Below are 19,111 nucleotides of genomic sequence, written 5' to 3' on the forward strand. Positions count from 1 at the left end.
ACCATAATGGCGGGAATGGGGACGCAAGTCCCCTTCCCGCCTTTTTTCTTATGGAGAACCGATGATCGCGTTCGTCTACCCGCTGGTACTGCTGGCGGCCCTGTACACCGGCGCGGCGCATGCCGCGCCTTACATTCCGGCAAGCGGCAGCCAGGTGCTGGAACGCCTGCCGGGACGGCTCGATCCGGCCCAGCGCGAACTGGCACGCCTGCGCGCCGAACTGACTGCCAGTCCGAATGACCTGCCCCGCGCGACCGAACTGGCGCGGCGCTATATCGAACAAGCGCGCCGCGATGGCGATCCGCGCTACCTGGGCTATGCCCAGGCGGCCCTGGCGCCCTGGTGGAGCGCCGAGCGCGCCACCGCGCCGGCCGACGTGCTGGTGCTGCGCGCCACACTCGAACAAAGTACCCATTCCTTCGATGCCGCGCTGGCCGACCTGAACGAGGTTGTACGGCGCGACAGCGGCAACGCCCAGGCCTGGCTGACGCGCGCCACCATCGAACTGGTCACCGGCGACTATGCCGCGGCGCGCACCAGCTGCGCGCGGCTGTTCGGCCGCGCCGGCGATCTGGTGATCCACACCTGCCTGGCCTCGGTGGGCAGCGTAAGCGGCACCGCGCCCGCCAGCTACGAGCGGCTGCGCCAGGTACTGGCTTCGCGCGCCGACAGCCCGGCGCCCCTGCGTGCCTGGAGCGCGACGCTGCTGGGCGAAATGGCCGAACGGCTCGGCAAGCACGCTGTCGCGGAAACCCATTTCCGCGAGGCGCTGGCGGCCGATCCACAAGACAGCTACCTGCTGGCGGCGTACGCCGACTTTTTGCTCGAACGCGGCCGTGCCAAGGAAGTGCTGCCGCTGCTGGCCGAGCGCACGCTGGCCGACGCCCTGCTGCTGCGCTATGCGATTGCGCTCAAGACCACCGGCTCGCCCACGGCCGCCCCCCACATCGCGGCACTGCGCGCGCGTTTCGAGGCCGCACGGCGGCGCGGCGACGTCGTGCACCGGCGCGAAGAAGCGCGCTTCGCCCTGGCGCTGGACGGCAATCCCGCCGCCGCCGTGCGCCTGGCGAAGCTCAACTGGGCAGTACAGAAAGAACCGGCCGACCTGCGCATCCTGGCGCAAGCCGCGGCCGCCAGCGGCGATGCCGAGGCAACGCGCCTGGTGCGCGACTGGATGCGCCGCCACGCGCTCGAAGACCGCTCGCTTGACGCCACCTTGCGCAAGCTGGGAGCGCCAGCATGAGGCGCGCAGCAATGCAAGGCGCGCTGCACCCCTGGCTGGCCCTGTTCGCGGCACTGCTGCTGCTGTGCAGCCAGAGCGCCCATGCCCACAAGGCCAGCGACAGCTACCTCAACCTCGAAGTGCGCGAACGCCAGATCGAAGGACGCTGGGACATCGCGCTGCGCGACCTTGAACTGGCGGTCGGCCTGGACGGCGATGGCGACGGCGTGCTGACCTGGGACGAAGTACGCAGCCGCCACGCCGCGATTGCCGCTTACGCACTGTCGCGCCTGAAGCTCTCTGCCGACGGCGACAGTTGTCCGCTGCAGGTCACCAGCCAGCTGGTCGACAACCATACCGACGGCGCCTATACGGTGCTGATGCTGCGCGGCGAGTGCGGCGCTCCGGTAACCACGCTGGCGCTCGACTACAGCCTGCTGGCCGACATCGACCCGCAGCACAAGGGACTGCTGGCGCTGCGCCATGGCAGCTCGACCTCCACCGCGATTTTCAGCCCGGAACAGCCGCGCCAGCAACTGCAGCTGGCCGAGCCTTCTCCTGGCCGCCAGTTCCTCGACTACCTCAAGCACGGCGTCTGGCATATCTGGATCGGCTTCGACCATATCCTGTTCTTGCTGTCGCTGCTGCTGCCGGCGGTGCTGGTCTGGCGTGATCGCCGCTGGCACGGGCGCGACAGCCTGCGCGCCGGCGCCTTCGACGTGGTGCGCATCGTCACCGCGTTCACGCTGGCCCATTCGATCACCCTGAGCCTGGCTTCGCTCGGCATCGTCACGCTGCCTTCGCGCCTGGTTGAATCGGCGATTGCCGCCTCGGTGATCGTGGCCGCTCTCAACAATATCTGGCCGATCGTGCACCGCGGCCGCGCCTGGTTCGCGTTTGGCTTTGGCCTGTTGCACGGTTTCGGCTTCGCCAGCGTGCTGGCCGGCCTGGGCCTGCCGCAGGACGCCTTGCTGCTGCCGCTGCTGGGCTTTAACGTCGGCGTCGAGCTCGGCCAGCTCGCCATCGTCGCGGTCTTCCTGCCAGTGGCCTACCTGCTGCGCAACGGCGTGTTCTACCGGCGCGCGGTCATGGTCGGCGGCTCGGCCGTCATCGCGCTGCTGGCCGGCGTGTGGCTGACCGAACGGGTGTTCGACCTGAGCTTGCTGGCATGAGCTGACCCAACTTGACCTGGCGGCCTGTTACCGGGCCCTTGCGCTGCCTGTCCGTTGTCCGGATACTCCTTGTAGAGCTATCAAAAAAAAACTACAAGGAGAGAGCGTGCCTGGACACAAGAACATCGCAGCGCTGGCAATCTATGCGCTGAGCATGCCGCTGGCAGCGGCGACGACATCGCCACAGGATGCGCAGGCCATCGCCCGCATCGAACGCAGCCTGCCGTCGGCGCTGGCGATCGCAGGCCAGACCATCGCAACGCGCACGCTGGCCGCCGAGATGCAGCGCCTGCACGTGCCCGGCGTGAGCGTCGCCGTCATCAAAGACGGCAAGATCGCGTGGGCCAAGGGCTATGGCGTGACGCAGGCGGGCGGCGCGCCGGTCACGCCGCAGACTCTGTTCCAGGCTGCCTCGATCAGCAAGCCAGTCACCGCACTGGCTGTCTTGCGCATGGCCGAAGCTGGCCAGCTGGCGCTCGACGCCGACATCAATACCATCCTGACCGGCTGGAAGCTGCCGACCGGCGCCGCCACGCGCCCGGTCAGCCTGCGCCAGCTGCTCTCGCATACGGCCGGCACCACGGTGTCGGGTTTTCGCGGCTATGCGGCCGGAGCGCAGGTGCCGACCCTGCTCCAGCTACTGGAGGGGCAGGCCCCGGCCAACAGCGGCCCGGTGCGGATCGAAGCGGCGCCTGGCGAGGCCTGGAACTATTCTGGCGGCGGCTACAGCGTGGTGCAGCAGGCTATGATCGACCGCGCCGGACAGCCTTTCGATACGCTGATGCACGCGACGGTGTTCAAGCCGCTCGGCATGACGGACAGCAGCTTCGCCCAACCGCTATCTAGCGCCTCTTTAGCGCGCGCGGCCCTGCCCCACGACGCCAGCGGTGCGTTGATTGCCGGCGGTCCGCACACCCATCCCGAACTGGCGGCAGCCGGCATGTGGACCACGCCTAGCGACCTGGCCAGGTTTGCGCTCGCGCTGCAGCGCGGGATGGCAGACGCCGGAGCCGATGGTGCGCTGTCCCCGGCCATGACGCGCACGATGCTGCGCCCGGTGATGAACAACTACGCGCTCGGCCTCGAGATCGACGGCAAGGCGTCGCAGCAGGCGTTCGGCCATGGTGGGCGCAATGTGGGTTATCACAATTCGCTGTACGCCTACGTGCAGCGCGGCGACGGCGTCGTCGTCATGACCAACGGCGACGGTGCGCGAGAACTGGTGCAGGGACTGATCCGCGCCATTGCCGCCGAATACCGCTGGCCGAGCTACCAGACCGTCCAGCGCAAGGCGATCGCGCTGCCGGGGGCGACCCGCGCCAGGCTGGCCGGCCGCTATGGCATCAATGGCGCGACCGCATTCGAGATCGCCGACCGCTCGGGCAAGCTGATGATCGCGCTGCGCGAAAACCAGTGGGAGCCGCTCTACGCCGAATCGGCGCGCAGGCTGTTCGTGCTCACGCGCGAGCTCGATCTGCACATGGCGGACAAGGGTGGGCGGCTCGAGAGCGGGTCGTTCAAGACCGACTTCCAGCGCATGCCTTAGAATTCGCGTCCATCATGCTCACACCAGAACAGCGCGAACGCTACCAGCGCGACGGTTTCCTCGTCATCCCCGATTTCAAGAGTCTTGACCAGATCGCCGCGTTGCGCCGCCGCGCCGAAGAAATGGTCGCGGCTTTCGACCCGACCGAATCGCGCGCCATCTTCACGACCAAAGACCAGGCGCGCGCCAGCGACGACTGGTTCCTGGGCTCGGACAACACGGTGCGCTGCTTCTTCGAAGAAGAAGCCTTTGGCGCCGACGGCCAGCTGCGCCAGGCCAAGTCCCTGTCGATCAACAAGATCGGCCACGCGATGCACGATCTCGACCCGGTGTTCGACGCCTTCGCTCGCGACCCGAAGCTGGCCGGCGTGGCACGCGGGCTTGGATTGGCGCGCCCGCAGCTCTGGCAGTCGATGTATATCTTCAAGCAGCCCGGCATCGGCGGCGAGGTGCGCTGGCACCAGGACGCCACCTTCTTCGACAGCGACCCGATTACCGTGACCACCTTCTGGTTCGCCCTGGAAGACGCCACCATCGACAATGGCTGCCTGTGGGCCGAGCCAGGCGGCCACCGCGGCCCGCTGCGCGAACGCTTCCTGCGCGATGACGACAAGATCACGATGGAAAAGCTCGATGCCACCCCGTGGCCGGATGACAGCACGGCAGTGCCGCTGGAAGCGAAGGCCGGCACACTGGTGTGCTTTCACGGATTGCTGCCGCACTACAGCGCTCCGAACCGGTCAACGGTGTCGCGCCACGCGTTCACGCTGCACGCGACCGACGCGTCGTCCGTCTATTCGCCGCGCAACTGGATCCAGCGCGACGACGGTTTTCCGGTGCGCGGGTTCGACCCGGCCGGGTCTTGACCGGCGAGCACTGCCCAAGGCCTGTCCAGTATCTGACCAAAATCTGCCCAGCTCCCGGCCCGGCGCGCCCGGGCTGCATATGCATCATGTATCCGTTTTTTTACAAATCCACTGAGCAATGCAGAAGTGGTAAAGCTAGAATACTTTTCTTATTCTAAATAAAATATCAGGGGAATCATGATCCGTTTGCCCATCGGGCTGGCCGCGCTATGCCTGAGCGCTTCCGTTCTCGCCGCCGCGCCGTTTGACGACAAGTTCCGCCAGCTCGACGAGTTGCTGCCGACACCGGGCAGCGTGCGCACCGCCTCGGGCGCGCCGGGACACGCTTACTGGCAGCAGCGCGCCGACTACACGATGCGCGCCACGCTCGACGAAGCCAGGCGCGCGATTACCGGTACCGGCACGGTCACGTATCACAACAATTCCCCCGATACGCTCAAATACCTCTGGCTGCAGCTCGACCAGAACATCTACAACCGCAATTCGGACGCGCGCACCACCGCAGTCCTGCCCTCGCGCCAGGCCTGGGCCCAGGCCAATACACCTGAAACGGGCGTGAAGTTCGACGCCCTGCGCACCCTGCTCGAGGCCGGCACCTTCGATGGCGGCTTCAAGATCAGCAATGTGCGCGACAGCAGCGGCCGTGCGCTCAAGTACGTAATCAACCGCACCATGATGCGGATCGACCTGCCGCAGCCGCTCAAATCCGGCCAGCGCGTGTCGTTCAACCTCGACTGGAACTACAACATCAACGAGCAGAAGGTGCTGGGCGGGCGTTCCGGCTACGAGAAATTCGACGACAAGAACGACCTGTTCGAAATCGCCCAGTGGTTCCCGCGCATGGCGGCCTATTACGACGTGGCTGGCTGGCAGCACAAGCAGTTCCTGGGCGCTGGCGAGTTTACGCTGGAATTTGGCGACTACGATGTGCGGATCACGGTGCCGGCCGACCATATCGTTGCCTCGACCGGCGAATTGCAGAACCCGGGCGAAGTGCTCACCAGCACCCAGCGCGAGCGCCTGCGCCAGGCGCGCGGCGCTAGGAAACCGGTCCTGATCGTGACCCAGGGCGAAGCCGAAGCGGCCGAGAAGTCGCGCGCCACCAGCGTCAAGACCTGGCATTTCAAGGCAAAAAACGTGCGCGATTTCGCGTTCGCGTCGAGCCGCAAATTCATCTGGGACGCCCAGGGCATCAAGTCGGGCGACACCGACGTGATGGCGATGTCTTACTACCCGAAAGAGGGCAACCCGCTGTGGGAGCGCTATTCGACCCAGGCGATCGTCCACACCATCGAGCAGTACAACAAGTATGCGTTCGACTACCCCTACCCGACCTCGATCTCGGTGAACGGTCCGGTGGGCGGCATGGAATACCCGATGATCACCTTTAATGGTCCGCGACCAGTCAAGGACAAGAAGACCGGTGAACTGACCTATTCGAAGCGCACCAAGTACGGCCTGATCGGCGTGATCATCCACGAAGTGGGCCACAATTACTTTCCGATGATCGTCAATTCGGACGAGCGCCAGTGGACCTGGATGGACGAGGGCCTCAATTCCTTCGTGCAGTCGATGGCCCAGGAAGCCTGGGAAGAGACCTGGGACGGCATGCGCGGCGACCCGCGCACGATCGTCAACTACATGCGCAGCGCCAACCAGGTGCCGATCATGACCAACTCCGAGTCGGTGCTCCAGTTCGGCAACAACGCCTATGCCAAGCCTGCCGCCGCGCTCACTATCCTGCGCGAGACGGTGCTGGGCCGCGAACTGTTCGATTTCGCCTTCAAGGAATACTCGCAGCGCTGGAAGTTCAAGCGGCCGACGCCGGCCGACTTCTTCCGCACCATGGAAGACGCCTCCGGCACCGATCTCGACTGGTTCTGGCGCGGCTGGTTCTACACCACCGATGCGGTCGACGTGAGCGTGGACGGCATCAGCGAATACACCATCAGCAGCAAGGACCCGGAGATCGAAAAAGCCTGGCAGCGCGCGCGCAAGCAGGCCGAACCAATCTCGATCACCGACCAGCGCAATGCAGGCATGCCGCGCCGGGTCGATGCGCATCCCGAGCTCAAGGATTTCTATAACGAGAACGACGACTTCACCGTCACTAACAAGGACCGCAACAAGTTCGCCGAGACGGTGCAGGAACTGGAAGACTGGGAAAAAGCCTTGCTCAAAGAGGGCAAGCACCTGTATCTGGTCGACTTCTCGAACAAGGGCGGCCTGGTGACGCCGCTGGTAGTCGAAATCGAAACCAGGAGCGGCAAGAAATACATCGAGCGGATTCCGGCCGAAGTGTGGCGCTATTCGCCGCAAAAGGTGACCAAGCTGTTCATCACCGACGAGCCGATCGTGGGCCTGGTGCAAGACCCTTACTGGGAGACCGCCGACATCGACGTGAGCAACAACGCCTGGCCGCGCAAGGCGACGCCATCGCGCCTGGAGCTGTTCAAGACCGAGCGCGATCCGGCCACGGGTAACCTGATGCGCGACTTCAATACCAAGCTCAAGACCAAGGAGCAGAAAGAAGAAGCGCCGAAGTCCGAGTAAGGACGACCGACGTCGTGGGCACTTCGCCCATCCTCCGGCAGGGCTGCATGCCCTGCCGTTTCTATATTGAAGATGACGCCATTCGCATGAACATCACACCACTGCAGGCGGCCTTTGGCGCCGTATTGCTCGCACTATCTCTAGGCGCTGTTGGCGCGCCGGCGTTCGACGATAAATTCCGCCAGCTCGACGAGCTGCTGCCGACACCGAATGACACCCGGGCCGCCTCCGGCGCGCCGGGCCACCGCTACTGGCAGCAGCGCGCCGACTACCGGCTGCGCGCCACACTGGACGAAAACAGGCGCAGCATCAGCGGTTCGGGCACGGTCACCTACACCAACAATTCGCCGGACACCCTGCCCTACCTGTGGGTGCAGCTCGACCAGAACATGTTCCGCGCCGATTCGGACAACCGCCGCATCGCAACCCTGCCGGGGCGCGATGCCTGGCAGGCGCGCGGCAACGACGGCGTCAAGTTCGACGCCCTGCGCGCCACGCTCGAGCAGCACCGCTTTGTGGGTGGCATCAACATCACCAGTGTGGTGGGTGCCGATGGGCGCGCCTTGCGCCACACGATCAACAAGACCATGATGCGGATCGACCTGCCGCAGCCGCTCAAGTCCGGCCAGCGCGTGTCGTTCAGCCTGGCCTGGAATTTCAACATCCCCGAAATGAACGTCGTCGGGCGCCGTACCGGCTACGAAAAGTTCGACGATGGCAACGATATCTTCGAAATCGCCAAGTGGTTCCCGCGCATGGCGGCCTACTACGACCTCAAGGGCTGGCAGAACAAGCAGTACCTGGGCGACGGCGAGTTCACGCTCGAATTCGGTGACTACGACGTGCAGATCACCGTGCCGGCCGACCATATCGTTGCCTCCACCGGCCAATTGCAGAATCCTGACCAGGTGCTCACCGGCACCCAGCGCGAGCGCCTGCGCCAGGCGCGCAGCGCCAGGAAACCGGTCCTGATCGTGACCCAGGGCGAAGCCGAAGCGGCCGAGAAGTCGCGCGCCACCACCACCAGGACCTGGCATTTCAAGGCCAACAACGTGCGCGATTTCGCGTTCGCCTCGAGCCGCAAGTTCATCTGGGACGCCCAGGGCATCAAGTCGGGCGAGACCGACGTGATGGCGATGTCTTACTACCCGAAAGAGGGCAACCCGCTGTGGGAGCGCTATTCGACCCCGGCGATCGTCCACACCATCGAGCAGTACAACAAGTATTCGTTCGACTACCCCTACCCGACCTCGATCTCGGTGAACGGTCCGGTGGGCGGCATGGAATACCCGATGATCACCTTTAACGGGCCGCGACCAGTCAAGGACAAGAAGACCGGCGAGATCACTTATTCGAAGCGCACCAAGTATGGCCTGATCAGCGTGATCATCCACGAAGTCGGCCACAATTACTTTCCAATGATCGTCAATTCGGACGAGCGCCAGTGGACCTGGATGGACGAGGGCCTGAACAGCTACCTGCAGTTCCTGGCCGAGCAGGCATGGGAACCCGACTACCCGGGCCGCCGCGGCGAAGCGCGCGACATCGTCGACTACATGCGCAGCACCAACCAGGTGCCGGTCATGACCAATGCCGAATCGACTCTCCAGCGCGGCAACAACGCCTATGCCAAGCCTGCTACCGCGCTCAATATCCTGCGCGAGACGGTGCTGGGCCGCGAACTGTTCGACTTCGCCTTCAAGGAATATGCCGACCGCTGGAAGTTCAAGCGGCCGACGCCGGCCGACTTCTTCCGCACCATGGAAGACGCGTCCGGCACCGACCTCGACTGGTTCTGGCGCGGCTGGTTCTACACCACCGACGCGGTCGACGTGAGCGTGGACGGCATCAGCGAATACACCATCAGCAGCAAGGACCCGGAGATCGAAAAAGCCTGGCAGCGCGCGCGCAAGCAGGCCGAACCGATCTCGATCACCGACCAGCGCAATGCAGGCATGCCGCGCCGGGTCGATGCGCATCCCGAGCTCAAGGATTTCTATAACGAGAACGACGACTTCACCGTCACTAACAAGGACCGCAACAAGTTCGCCGAGACGGTGCAGGAACTGGAAGACTGGGAAAAAGCCTTGCTCAAAGAGGGCAAGCACCTGTATCTGGTCGACTTCTCGAACAAGGGCGGCCTGGTGACGCCGCTGGTAGTCGAAATCGAAACCAGGAGCGGCAAGAAATACATCGAGCGGATTCCGGCCGAAGTGTGGCGCTATTCGCCGCAAAAGGTGACCAAGCTGTTCATCACCGACGAGCCGATCGTGGGCCTGGTGCAAGACCCTTACTGGGAGACCGCCGACATCGACGTGAGCAACAACGCCTGGCCGCGCAAGGCGACGCCTTCGCGCCTGGAGCTGTTCAAGACCGAGCGCGATCCGGCCACGGGTAACCTGATGCGCGACTTCCGTACGCCCTTGAAGAAACCAGCCGACAAGCCGGCGGGCGACAAGGCGGCGCAATGATGCCCGGACGCTGCAAGCTGTTGTTCGCTGCCGCGCTGCTGTGCCTGAGCGCCGCCGCTGGCGCCCACCGCTTCCATAGCGGAATCACCGAACTGGCGTTCAACCCGCGCACGGGCAGCACCGAGATCGTGCATACCTATATGGCGCACGACATCGAAGCGCTGCTCATGAACACCTACGGGCGCCAATTCGACCTCGGCGACCCTGACGACCAGGCGGTGCTGCGCAAGTACGTCGACACCCAGTTCTGGCTCAAGGGCGCAGACAATGCGCGCTTGCCGGTACGGTGGGTAGGCTTGACTGCAGACTCGCAAAGCGTCGTCATTTACCAGGAACTCGACAATGCTCCGCTGTCGAAGACCGTCACCATCCGCCAGGGCGTGCTGATCGACTTTTTGCCTGACCAGGTGAACACTGTCAATGTCAACAATCTGGGTAAAATCCAGTCGCTGACATTTACCCACGCTACGCTCGAACAACCCCTCCACACCCGCGCCCCATGACCCTTCGCCCGCTGCACCTTGCCATCGCCGCATTAATGTTCCATAGCTCGGCCAGCGCCGACGATTTCGTGCTGCAGCGCGTGCTGGTGGAAGGCGCGCGCGCCAACCAGATCGGCCTGAGCGACGCTGCCAGCGCCGGCAGCATCGGCGCCAGGGAGCTCGACAAGCTGACCGTGTACCGGCCCGGCGAGCTGCTCGAGGCCACGCCCGGCCTCATCGCGAGCCAGCATAGCGGCGAAGGCAAGGCCAACCAGTTCTACCTGCGCGGCTTTAACCTGGACCATGGTACCGACCTTGCCACCTGGGTCGACGGCATGCCGGTGAACCAGCGCAGCCATGCGCATGGCCAGGGCTGGACCGACGTCAACTTCTTGATTCCCGAACTGGTCACGCGTCTCGACTACCGCAAGGGTCCGTATTCGGCGGCGGATGGCGACTTTTCCTCGGCCGGCAAGGCGTCGGTCGCCTATGCGAACCGGCTGGTGGCGCCGCTCGCCTCGGTCACGCTGGGGCAGGACCGCTACGCGCGCAGCGTCGTTGCCGTCTCCCCCGAGGCGGCGGGCGGCAATCTGCTGGCCGCGCTGGAGCTGCTCAGCAACGACGGCCCCTGGACCCGGCCAGACGGCTACCGCAAGATCAATGCAGTGCTGCGCTACAGCCGCGGCTACGAGAACAATGGCTGGCATGTCGCGGCGATGCATTACCGCGGCCACTGGAACGCTACCGACCAGGTGCCGCTGCGGGCAGTCGCCAGCGGCCAGCTGGGACGCTTCGATACGATCGACCTGAGCGACGGTGGGCAAGCCCAGCGCACCAGCATCTCGGGCGCCTGGCGCCGCACGACCCAGGAGACCGCGACCAGCCTGAGCGCCTATGTCATTCGTAACCGCGTCGACCTGTATTCGAACTTCACCTATTTTCTCGACGATCCGGTCAACGGCGACCAGTTCAGCCAGCCGGACCGGCGCGTGACCGCGGGCGTCGGCGCCAGTCATACCTGGCATCTGCTGCGCAGGGGCGCGCTGACCACGGACATGACGGTGGGCCTGCAGGCGCAGAACGACAATATTTTCAATGGCCTGTACGCCACCCGTGCGCGCCAGCGGCTGGCAACTACCCGCGAGGATCACATCACCCAGGGTAGCGTCGCCGTATACGCGGAAAATGCGACCAAATGGAGCGAAGCCCTGCGTACCGTGGTCGGGGTGCGCGCCAATGCCTTCCGCTTCGAGGTCGACGGCGACCGCCCCGAGAACGCCGGGCGCGCCAGCGATTCGCTGGTGACGCCGTCGCTGAGCGTTGCCTACGGCCCCTGGAAGTCGACCGAGTTGTACTTCAATTATGGGCACGGCTTCCATAGCAACGATGCCCGCGGTACCGTGGCGACGGTCGATCCGAAAACCCTGGCAGCGGTCGAGCGCACGCCCGGACTGGTGCGCTCGCGCGGCATGGAGCTGGGCCTGCGCACGGTGGCGATCCCGAAAATGGAAACCACGCTGTCGCTGTACAGCCTCGATTTCGATTCGGAGCTGGTCTATATCGGCGACGCCGGCAATACCGAAGCGGGCGACCCCAGCCGCCGCGTCGGCATCGAGCTGTCCAACAGCTACCGCGCCAACAAGTGGGTGTCGGTCAATCTCGATGCCGCTTATGCGCACGCGCGCTCGCGCGGCGGCAGCCCGGCTGGCGAGCGCGATGCCGGCCGCCGCATTCCGGGGGCGGTCGAAGGCGTGGCCCAGCTGGGCCTGAGCGTCGATCGCGCCGGCCCGTGGTCGGGCGCGCTGCGCCTGCGCTATTTCGGCCCGCGGCCGCTGATCGAAGACGACAGCGTGCGCTCGCAAGCGAGCGTTACCCTCAATGGCCGCATCGCTTACCGGATCAGCAAGGAGCTGCGGCTGGAGCTGGAAGGCTTTAATCTGGGCAACCGGCGCGACTCGGCGATCGACTACTATTACGCCTCGCGCCTGGCCAACGAAGCCGAAGGCGTGGACGACATCCATTTCCATCCGATCGAGCCGCGATCGTTCCGACTTACCCTCGTCAAGAACTGGTAGAAAGCTGGCTGGCCAGACCGGGAGCGTAGAAAAATGCTACGCTAACCGGATGACAATACGTGAACTCCCCTATACCGCCCCGGCAGACCTGGCGCAAGCCGTGCGCAGCGAAGGCTATGCCCTGCTGCGCCCCCTCGATGTAGCGCGCCTCGCCGGCTGCACCCTGGCTGAACTCGAGGCGCTCGCACCGAGCTGGGATCGGCTTGAAATCGACAACTACCTCAAGGATGGCGGCCGCTATCGTCGGCGCCGCCATTCCTGCTTCATCGACGAAGGCGGCAACCAGGCCAGCGCGCTGACCCAGACCCCCCACCGCGCCCACTGGCAGCCAGTCGAGTACAACGCCCTGCACGGCGGCATGCACCGTTTGTTCGAACCAATCGAGCCGGCAACCGTCGCCAAGCCTGCCTGGGGACGGCTGCTGCGCGCGCTGGGCGAAGTCTGTTCGCAGGTCGCCGGACGCCACACCTGGCACGTCGAAGCGCACCAGTTCCGTATCGACACCGCCGACGGCATCGGCCGCCCTACCCCCGAGGGCGCGCACCGCGATGGCGTCGACTTCGTCGCCGTCATCCTGGTCGAGCGCACCGGCATCAAGGGCGGCGAAACGCGGGTCTTCGAAGCCGAAGGCTCGATGGGCAAGCGCTTCACGATGATCGAGCCCTGGACCTTGCTGCTGCTTGACGATGCCGCCGTCATCCACGAATCGACCCCGATCCAGCCGCTGGGCGAGCATGGCCACCGCGACACCCTGGTCCTGACCTGGCGCGCCGGCGCCTTCCAGGGCCAAGGCGTCTGAACCGGCACGATCGACAACAGGATAAAAAAACAGGATAAAAAAACGCCCACCAGTCTTGCGGCTGGCGGGCGAGAATCCAATTTCCGGAGAAAACTGGAGGAGACAGATTCAATATAGCGCAGTTTTTTGTGCGCCGCAATACCGTACGATTACTGCCATCATTGGTGCAAGGAAACGTTTCCACAGCATGACAAGAAAGGCCTGTTTGCTGCATTGCGCAAAAGCATTTTCGTGCCCGTATCAATAGCGCAGGAAGGCTGCGCTCGACAGCGTTTCACGCAAGCCTTCCGGGTCTGCTGGCCGGTTGCGCGCAGCTGCCATTGCCACAGCCGACGGTGTTGGCGCTACCATCAGCACCGGTCCGGGCCGGGCCAGCTCCCCCGCCTGCCCGGGGTCTTGCACCGACGCGCGCAGCGGCGGCGCCGACGAAGCCTGCTGGTGCGCTGCTGGCGCGGCGCCAGCCAGCATCAAGCGCCCCTGCACAAGCTGCGCCACGAAGCAGGCGCGCTCGTCGGCACTCATCGGCACCGCCCGCCCATAGACCGGGGCGCCGGCCCGTGCCAGCAGCGCCACCAGCGGCGCCGCATCGTTCACCGCGATACCGCTGGCGCGCACCGCCGACACCACGAACCGCAGCGCGTCCTTGCGTTTGCTGCCTGCTTGCGCCGGCGCCAGGAATGCCGGGCTGGTCAGCAAGCTACGCAGCACGGCGCGCAGGTCGCCCCCGGTGTGTTGCCACGCACCTTGCAGCGAGCGTAGCAGCGCGGCGGGCGGGGCGGAGACGAAATGCGCGGCCAGCGCGCGCAGCGCGGCGCGCTCGCCGCGTCCGCCGATGCGGCGAGCGCGCATGTCAGGGTGCTGCGCCACGGCGGCGCGCAGCGCGCCATAGTGGCCGAAGACGTGGGGGCGCACCGCGTCGCGCGCGATGGCGTCGATCTCTTGCACATCCATCCCCTTGCCTTCCAGGATGCCGAAATGGGCCAGCCAGAATGCGGTCAAGACTTCTTCGAGCTGGCGCGGGCTGGCGACAGCGCGCAGCAGGCGCTGCGCGCGCAGCTCGGCGCCGGTGCCGCCGGAGGCATCGAGGTAGGCCGGCAGGGCCGGCGGCGCGAGCTGGCTCTCGACATAGGCGCGCAGCCCCATGGCACGCACGCGCGCGAGCTCGCCGGGCGCGGGCCCATAGCCCAGCCGGTTCAGCAGGTGCCGCGCCATGGCCTCACCCATGGCCTCACCGCTGGCCTCACCGATGGCGTCGTCGGGGTACTCGCCTTCTGCGGCGTGCGCGCCTGGCGCGCACAGCACCGACAACGCCAGCAGCGCGGGCGCGGCGGCGCGCAGGATCTTTGAACACAATCGCAACAACATGGTGGTCTCCCAGGAGCGGCACGCCAGCTTGCCGGTTTCGTCAATCGTTGCAAGCACCCGATTCTGGCCGCGAAACCGGACCATTGCGCGCTCAGGAGATTGCATATTTGCTACACTCCACAGCTTAACCGAAAGCCTGTCGACGAATATGCCCAGCCTCCGCCACCTTCCCCCGGCCGCCCTCGTGTGCGCAGCCGGCGCCACCCTGTGCTTTGCCATTGCGCTGGCCATTCCGAACCGCGCCACCGCCGAGGACAAGAAGCCTGCCGCGCCGACACCGGCCCTGACCGTGACCACCACCGTGCCGACCAGCACGACCCTGCCGCTGGGCTTGAAAGCCAATGGCAGCGTCGCCGCCTGGCAGGAAGCGATCATTGGCAGCGAGTCGAACGGCCTGCGCCTGACCGAAGTGCGGGTCAACGTCGGCGATGTCGTCAAGAAAGGCGACGTCCTGGCCGTCTTCGCCAGCGAGACCGTACGCGCCGACGTCGAGCAGGCCCGCGCCGCGCTGCAGGAAGCGCAGGCCAATGCCGCCGAGGCGAAAGCGAACGCGGATCGCGCCCGCGCCCTGCGCAGTTCCGGCGCGCTGAGCGAGCAGCAGATCACCCAGTATTTCACCGCCGAACGCGCCGCGCAAGCGCGCGTGAGCGCCGCGCGCGCGACCCTGGAGCAGCAGAACCTGCGGCTGCGCTTTGCCACCGTCACGGCGCCCGACAGCGGCATCATCTCGGCACGCAGCGCCACGGTTGGCGCCGTGGTCGCGGGCGGCACCGAACTGTTTCGCATGATCCGCCAGGGCCGCCTCGAGTGGCGCGCCGAAATTACCTCTGCCGACCTGGGCCGCATTCGGCCCGGCATGCGCGCGGCGGTGCGCGCCGCCAGCGGCAGCGAGATCAGCGGCAAGGTACGCGCCGTGGCGCCCACCGTCGATCCGCAAACCCGCATGGCGCTGGTCTATGTCGACCTGCCGCCTTCGTTATCAAGCAACGCGCCGCTCAAGGCCGGCATGTTCGCCAGCGGCCGCTTCGAGCTGGGCAAGTCGACCGCCCTCACCGTGCCGCAGCAGGCGGTCGCGGTGCGCGACGGCTTTAGTTATGTATTTCGCCTGAACCGGGACAACCGCGTGAGCCAGCTCAAAGTCCAGACCGGGCGCCGCCTCGACAACCAGGTCGAAATCGTGGGCGGCCTGGCGGCCGGCACGCCGATCGTGGTCAGCGGCGCCGGTTTCCTCAACGATGGCGACCTGGTACGTAATGTGCCAAACCCGGTTCCAAACCCGGTGCCAGGCCCGGCATCGAAGCCGGCGCCGCGTTCCGCCGCGACACGCTGAGCAGGGCGTCATCATGAACTTTTCCGCCCTGTCGATCCGGAATCCGATTCCGGCCATCATGCTGTTCACCCTGCTCACGCTGGCGGGGCTGCTGGCCTTCAAGGCCAACAAGGTCCAGGACTTTCCGGACATCGAGCTGCCCATCGTGACCGTTGCCGCCACGCTCGAAGGCGCGGCGCCGGCCCAGCTCGAAACCGAGGTGGCGCGCAAGATCGAAGACTCGGTCGCCACCTTGCAGGGGGTCAAGAACATCTACACCCAGGTGCTCGACGGCGTGGCCACCGTGACCGTTGAATTCGTGCTTGAGAAAGACTTGTCCGAAGCGGTCAACGACGTGCGCGACGCGGTTGCCCGCGTGCGCGCCGACCTGCCGCCCGAGATGCGCGACCCGAGCGTGACCAAGGCCGCCACCTCCGGCCGCGTGATCGCAACCTTCACCGCGACGGCCAGCCCGACCGCGGGCAGCGCCATGGACGACCAGGCGCTGAGCTGGTTCGTTGACAACGACGTGTCCAAGCGCCTGCTCAGCGTGCCAGGCCTGGGCGCGGTCAAGCGCGTCGGCGGCGTCACGCGCGAGATCCGGGTAGAACTGGACGAGGCGCGCATGGCGGCGCTGCAGGTGTCGGCACTGGACGTGTCGCGCCAGCTGCGCAATGTGCAGCGCGAGGCGCCGGGCGGACGCGGCGACGTCAACGGGGCGGAACAGTCGGTACGCACCATCGCCACCGTGCAGTCGGCCTCGGCGCTGGGCGAGATGGAGATCCCGCTGCCCGGAGGGCGTCATGTGCGCCTCGACCAGGTCGCGACCGTGCTCGATACCGTGGCCGAGCCGCGCTCGATCGCCGAGCAGGATGGCCGCAGGGTGGTCGGCTTCGAGGTGTTCCGCACCCGCGGCGCCGGCGAAGTAGAAGTAGCCGAAGGCGCGCGCGCGGCCATCGCCCAGTTGCAGAAAGAGCACCCCGACGTGGTGCTGCGCCAGGTGGTCGACAACGCCGAACCGGTCCAGGAAAACTTCGATGCCTCGATGGAGATGCTCTACGAGGGTGCAGTGCTGGCAGTGCTGGTGGTGTGGTGGTTCCTGCGCGACTGGCGCGCCACCCTGGTCGCGGCGGCGGCCCTGCCGCTGTCGGTGATTCCGGCCTTTCTTGGCCAGTATTTGTTCGGCTACACCCTCAATATGGTGACGCTGCTGTCGCTGGCGCTGGTCATCGGGGTACTGGTCGACGATGCCATCGTCGAGATCGAGAACATCTCGCGCCACCTGCGCATGGGTAAAAGTCCGATGCAGGCGGCGCTGGAAGCGGCCGACGAAATCGGCATGGCGGTCATTGCCACCACCTTCTCGCTGGTGGCGGTATTTCTGCCAACCGCCTTCATGGGCGGCATTGCCGGCAAATTCTTCAAACAGTTCGGCTGGACCGCCGTCATCGCGATCCTGGCTTCGCTGGTGGTGGCGCGCCTGCTCACGCCGATGATGGCCGCCTATCTGCTCAAGCCGGCCAAGCACATCGGCGAGGAAAAAGACGGGCGCATCATGCGCCTGTACCTGCGCACCATGCAGTGGTGCCTGCGCCACCGCCTGGTCACCGCGATCGCCTCGGCGCTGTTCTTCATCGGCTCGCTGCTGCTGGTGCCGCTGCTGCCGACCGGCTTCGTGCCGCCGGCCGACCGTTCGCAGACCCTGGTCACGCTCGAACTGCCGCCCGGCTCGACCCTTGCGCAAACCCATGCCGTGGCCGAGCAGGCACGCCTGGCCGCGATGCAGGTGCCCGACGTGAAGAGCGTCTTCAGCTCGATCGGTGGCGGCTCCAGCGGCGACGCCTTTGCGCCGGGCGCGGCGGCCGAAGCGCGCCGCGCCGTGCTGACCGTGACCACCACCCACCGCGACGATCGCGATACTGGCTTGTCGAGTATCGAGCGTGCGCTGCGCGAGAAGGTCGCGCAGATCCCGGGCGCGCGCTTTAACGTGGGCGCCAACGACACCGGCACCAAGATGCAGCTGGTGCTGCGTAGCGAAGACCCGGCCGCGCTGAGCGCCAGCGCGCGCCAGGCCGAGCGCGAACTGCGCACGCTCGAGGGCATCGGCAACGTCAGCTCCAGCGCTTCGCTGGTGCGTCCCGAGATCATCGTGCGGCCCGACTTCGCGCGCGCCGCCGACCTCGGCGTGACCGCCGCCGCCATCGGTGAAACGGTGCGCGTGGCCACGGCTGGCGACTACGATATCGCGCTGGCGAAGATGAACCTGGCCGAGCGCCAGGTGCCGATCCGGGTCAAGCTGCCCGATGCGGTGCGGGCCGACCTCGATGCGCTGGGCCGCTTGAGCGTGCCAGGCGCGAACGGTCCGGTGCTGCTGGCGAACGTCGCCACCATCACCATGGAAAGCGGCCCGGCCCAGATCGACCGCCTCAACCGCAGCCGCAACGTCACGCTCGACGTCGAACTGCAGGGCCGTTCGCTGGGCGACGTGAACGAAGAGGCGCGCGCCCTGCCGGCCTTCCAGAACCTGCCGGCCTCGGTCGAGATCGCGGAACTGGGCGACGCCGAAGAGATGCGCACGCTGTTCGCCAGCTTCGGGGTGGCGATGCTGATCGGCGTGCTGTGCATCTACGGCGTGCTGGTGCTGCTGTTTAACGACTTCATGCAGCCGGTGACGATCCTGGCGGCGCTGCCGCTGTCGATCGGCGGCGCCTTCGTGGCACTGCTCATCACCAGCAGCGCGCTGTCGATGCCGAGCATGATCGGCCTGATCATGCTGATGGGGATCGTGACCAAGAACTCGATCCTGCTGGTGGACTATGCGATCCTGGCGCGCAAGGCAGGCATGAATCGCTTCGATGCGCTGGTGGACGCCTGCCACAAGCGTAGCCGCCCGATCGTGATGACCACCATCGCCATGGGCGCCGGCATGCTGCCGCTGGCGCTGGGCCTGTCGGGCGACCCGAGCTTCCGCGCGCCGATGGCGATCGCCGTCATTGGCGGATTGATCACCTCTACCCTGCTCAGTTTGCTGGTGGTGCCGGCGGTATTCACCTATGTGGACGATATCGAGCACTTGATCAAGCGCGGGACGGGCCGGCTGCGACGCAAAGGCAAACAGGTGCCGGCGCAGGTGACGACGAGCGATCCGGTGAAGTAGCACTGTTTCTGCAAAATGGGGGCGGGTGTCTCGCCCCCAGCATCCAAACGTAAAAAAACCGGCAGGCTTGAGGCCTGCCGGTTTTCATTGCGCG

At 65.9% G+C, this 19,111-nt stretch carries 12 protein-coding genes; 11 read left to right on the forward strand and 1 reads right to left on the reverse strand.

Features of this window, described 5'->3' with window-relative positions; all coding sequences use genetic code 11:
• The first annotated feature begins 61 nt into the window (after positions 1-61).
• From NRS07_RS16325 to NRS07_RS16365, 9 genes are all read left to right on the forward strand, one after another.
• Positions 62-1,243 carry a tetratricopeptide repeat protein gene (locus NRS07_RS16325; RefSeq protein ID WP_259208800.1) on the forward strand — a complete coding sequence of 394 codons (1,182 nt, stop codon included), beginning with the start codon at positions 62-64 and terminating at the stop codon, positions 1,241-1,243.
• On the forward strand, positions 1,240-2,394 hold the full coding sequence (locus NRS07_RS16330; protein ID WP_259208803.1) for a HupE/UreJ family protein: 1,155 nt from the start codon (positions 1,240-1,242) through the stop codon (positions 2,392-2,394). Before NRS07_RS16325 ends, NRS07_RS16330 begins: the two co-directional genes overlap by 4 nt.
• Positions 2,395-2,500: 106 nt before the next feature.
• A complete protein-coding gene (locus NRS07_RS16335) occupies positions 2,501-3,940 on the forward strand; it encodes a serine hydrolase (protein WP_259208807.1) in 1,440 nt (479 codons plus the stop codon).
• Positions 3,941-3,954: 14 nt separating this feature from the next.
• Positions 3,955-4,806, forward strand: a complete 852-nt coding sequence (locus tag NRS07_RS16340) for a phytanoyl-CoA dioxygenase family protein (RefSeq protein ID WP_259208809.1) — start codon at positions 3,955-3,957, stop codon at positions 4,804-4,806.
• A 177-nt stretch (positions 4,807-4,983) separates the two neighbouring features.
• Positions 4,984-7,359, forward strand: a complete 2,376-nt coding sequence (locus NRS07_RS16345) for a M1 family metallopeptidase (protein WP_259208811.1) — start codon at positions 4,984-4,986, stop codon at positions 7,357-7,359.
• A gap of 86 nt (positions 7,360-7,445) precedes the next feature.
• On the forward strand, positions 7,446-9,830 hold the full coding sequence (locus NRS07_RS16350) for a M1 family metallopeptidase (protein WP_259208812.1): 2,385 nt from the start codon (positions 7,446-7,448) through the stop codon (positions 9,828-9,830).
• Positions 9,827-10,333 carry a DUF6702 family protein gene (locus NRS07_RS16355; protein WP_259208814.1) on the forward strand — a complete coding sequence of 169 codons (507 nt, stop codon included), beginning with the start codon at positions 9,827-9,829 and terminating at the stop codon, positions 10,331-10,333. The genes NRS07_RS16350 and NRS07_RS16355 overlap by 4 nt, the downstream gene beginning before the upstream one ends.
• On the forward strand, positions 10,330-12,387 hold the full coding sequence (locus tag NRS07_RS16360; protein WP_259208816.1) for a TonB-dependent receptor: 2,058 nt from the start codon (positions 10,330-10,332) through the stop codon (positions 12,385-12,387). The genes NRS07_RS16355 and NRS07_RS16360 overlap by 4 nt, the downstream gene beginning before the upstream one ends.
• 49 nt (positions 12,388-12,436) lie before the next feature.
• Positions 12,437-13,186, forward strand: coding sequence for a 2OG-Fe dioxygenase family protein (locus NRS07_RS16365; protein WP_259208818.1), 750 nt, complete (start codon positions 12,437-12,439; stop codon positions 13,184-13,186).
• A 240-nt stretch (positions 13,187-13,426) separates the two neighbouring features.
• On the opposite strand, the gene NRS07_RS16370 is transcribed toward NRS07_RS16365, so the two are convergent.
• On the reverse strand, positions 13,427-14,551 hold the full coding sequence (locus tag NRS07_RS16370; protein WP_259208820.1) for a DUF1800 family protein: 1,125 nt from the start codon (positions 14,549-14,551) through the stop codon (positions 13,427-13,429).
• 148 nt (positions 14,552-14,699) lie between these two features.
• Between NRS07_RS16370 and NRS07_RS16375 the strand changes: the two genes are divergently transcribed.
• Positions 14,700-15,881: an efflux RND transporter periplasmic adaptor subunit gene (locus NRS07_RS16375; protein WP_259208823.1), complete on the forward strand. Its 1,182-nt coding sequence runs from the start codon at positions 14,700-14,702 to the stop codon at positions 15,879-15,881.
• Positions 15,882-15,894: 13 nt separating this feature from the next.
• The gene (locus tag NRS07_RS16380) at positions 15,895-19,017 is read left to right on the forward strand and encodes an efflux RND transporter permease subunit (protein WP_259208825.1); all 3,123 of its coding nucleotides are present in this window, start codon (positions 15,895-15,897) and stop codon (positions 19,015-19,017) included.
• Positions 19,018-19,111 lie beyond the last annotated feature (94 nt).

The sequence above is a fragment of the Massilia sp. H6 genome, assembly GCF_024802625.1.
In the GTDB taxonomy this organism is placed as follows: Bacteria; Pseudomonadota; Gammaproteobacteria; order Burkholderiales; family Burkholderiaceae_D; genus Telluria.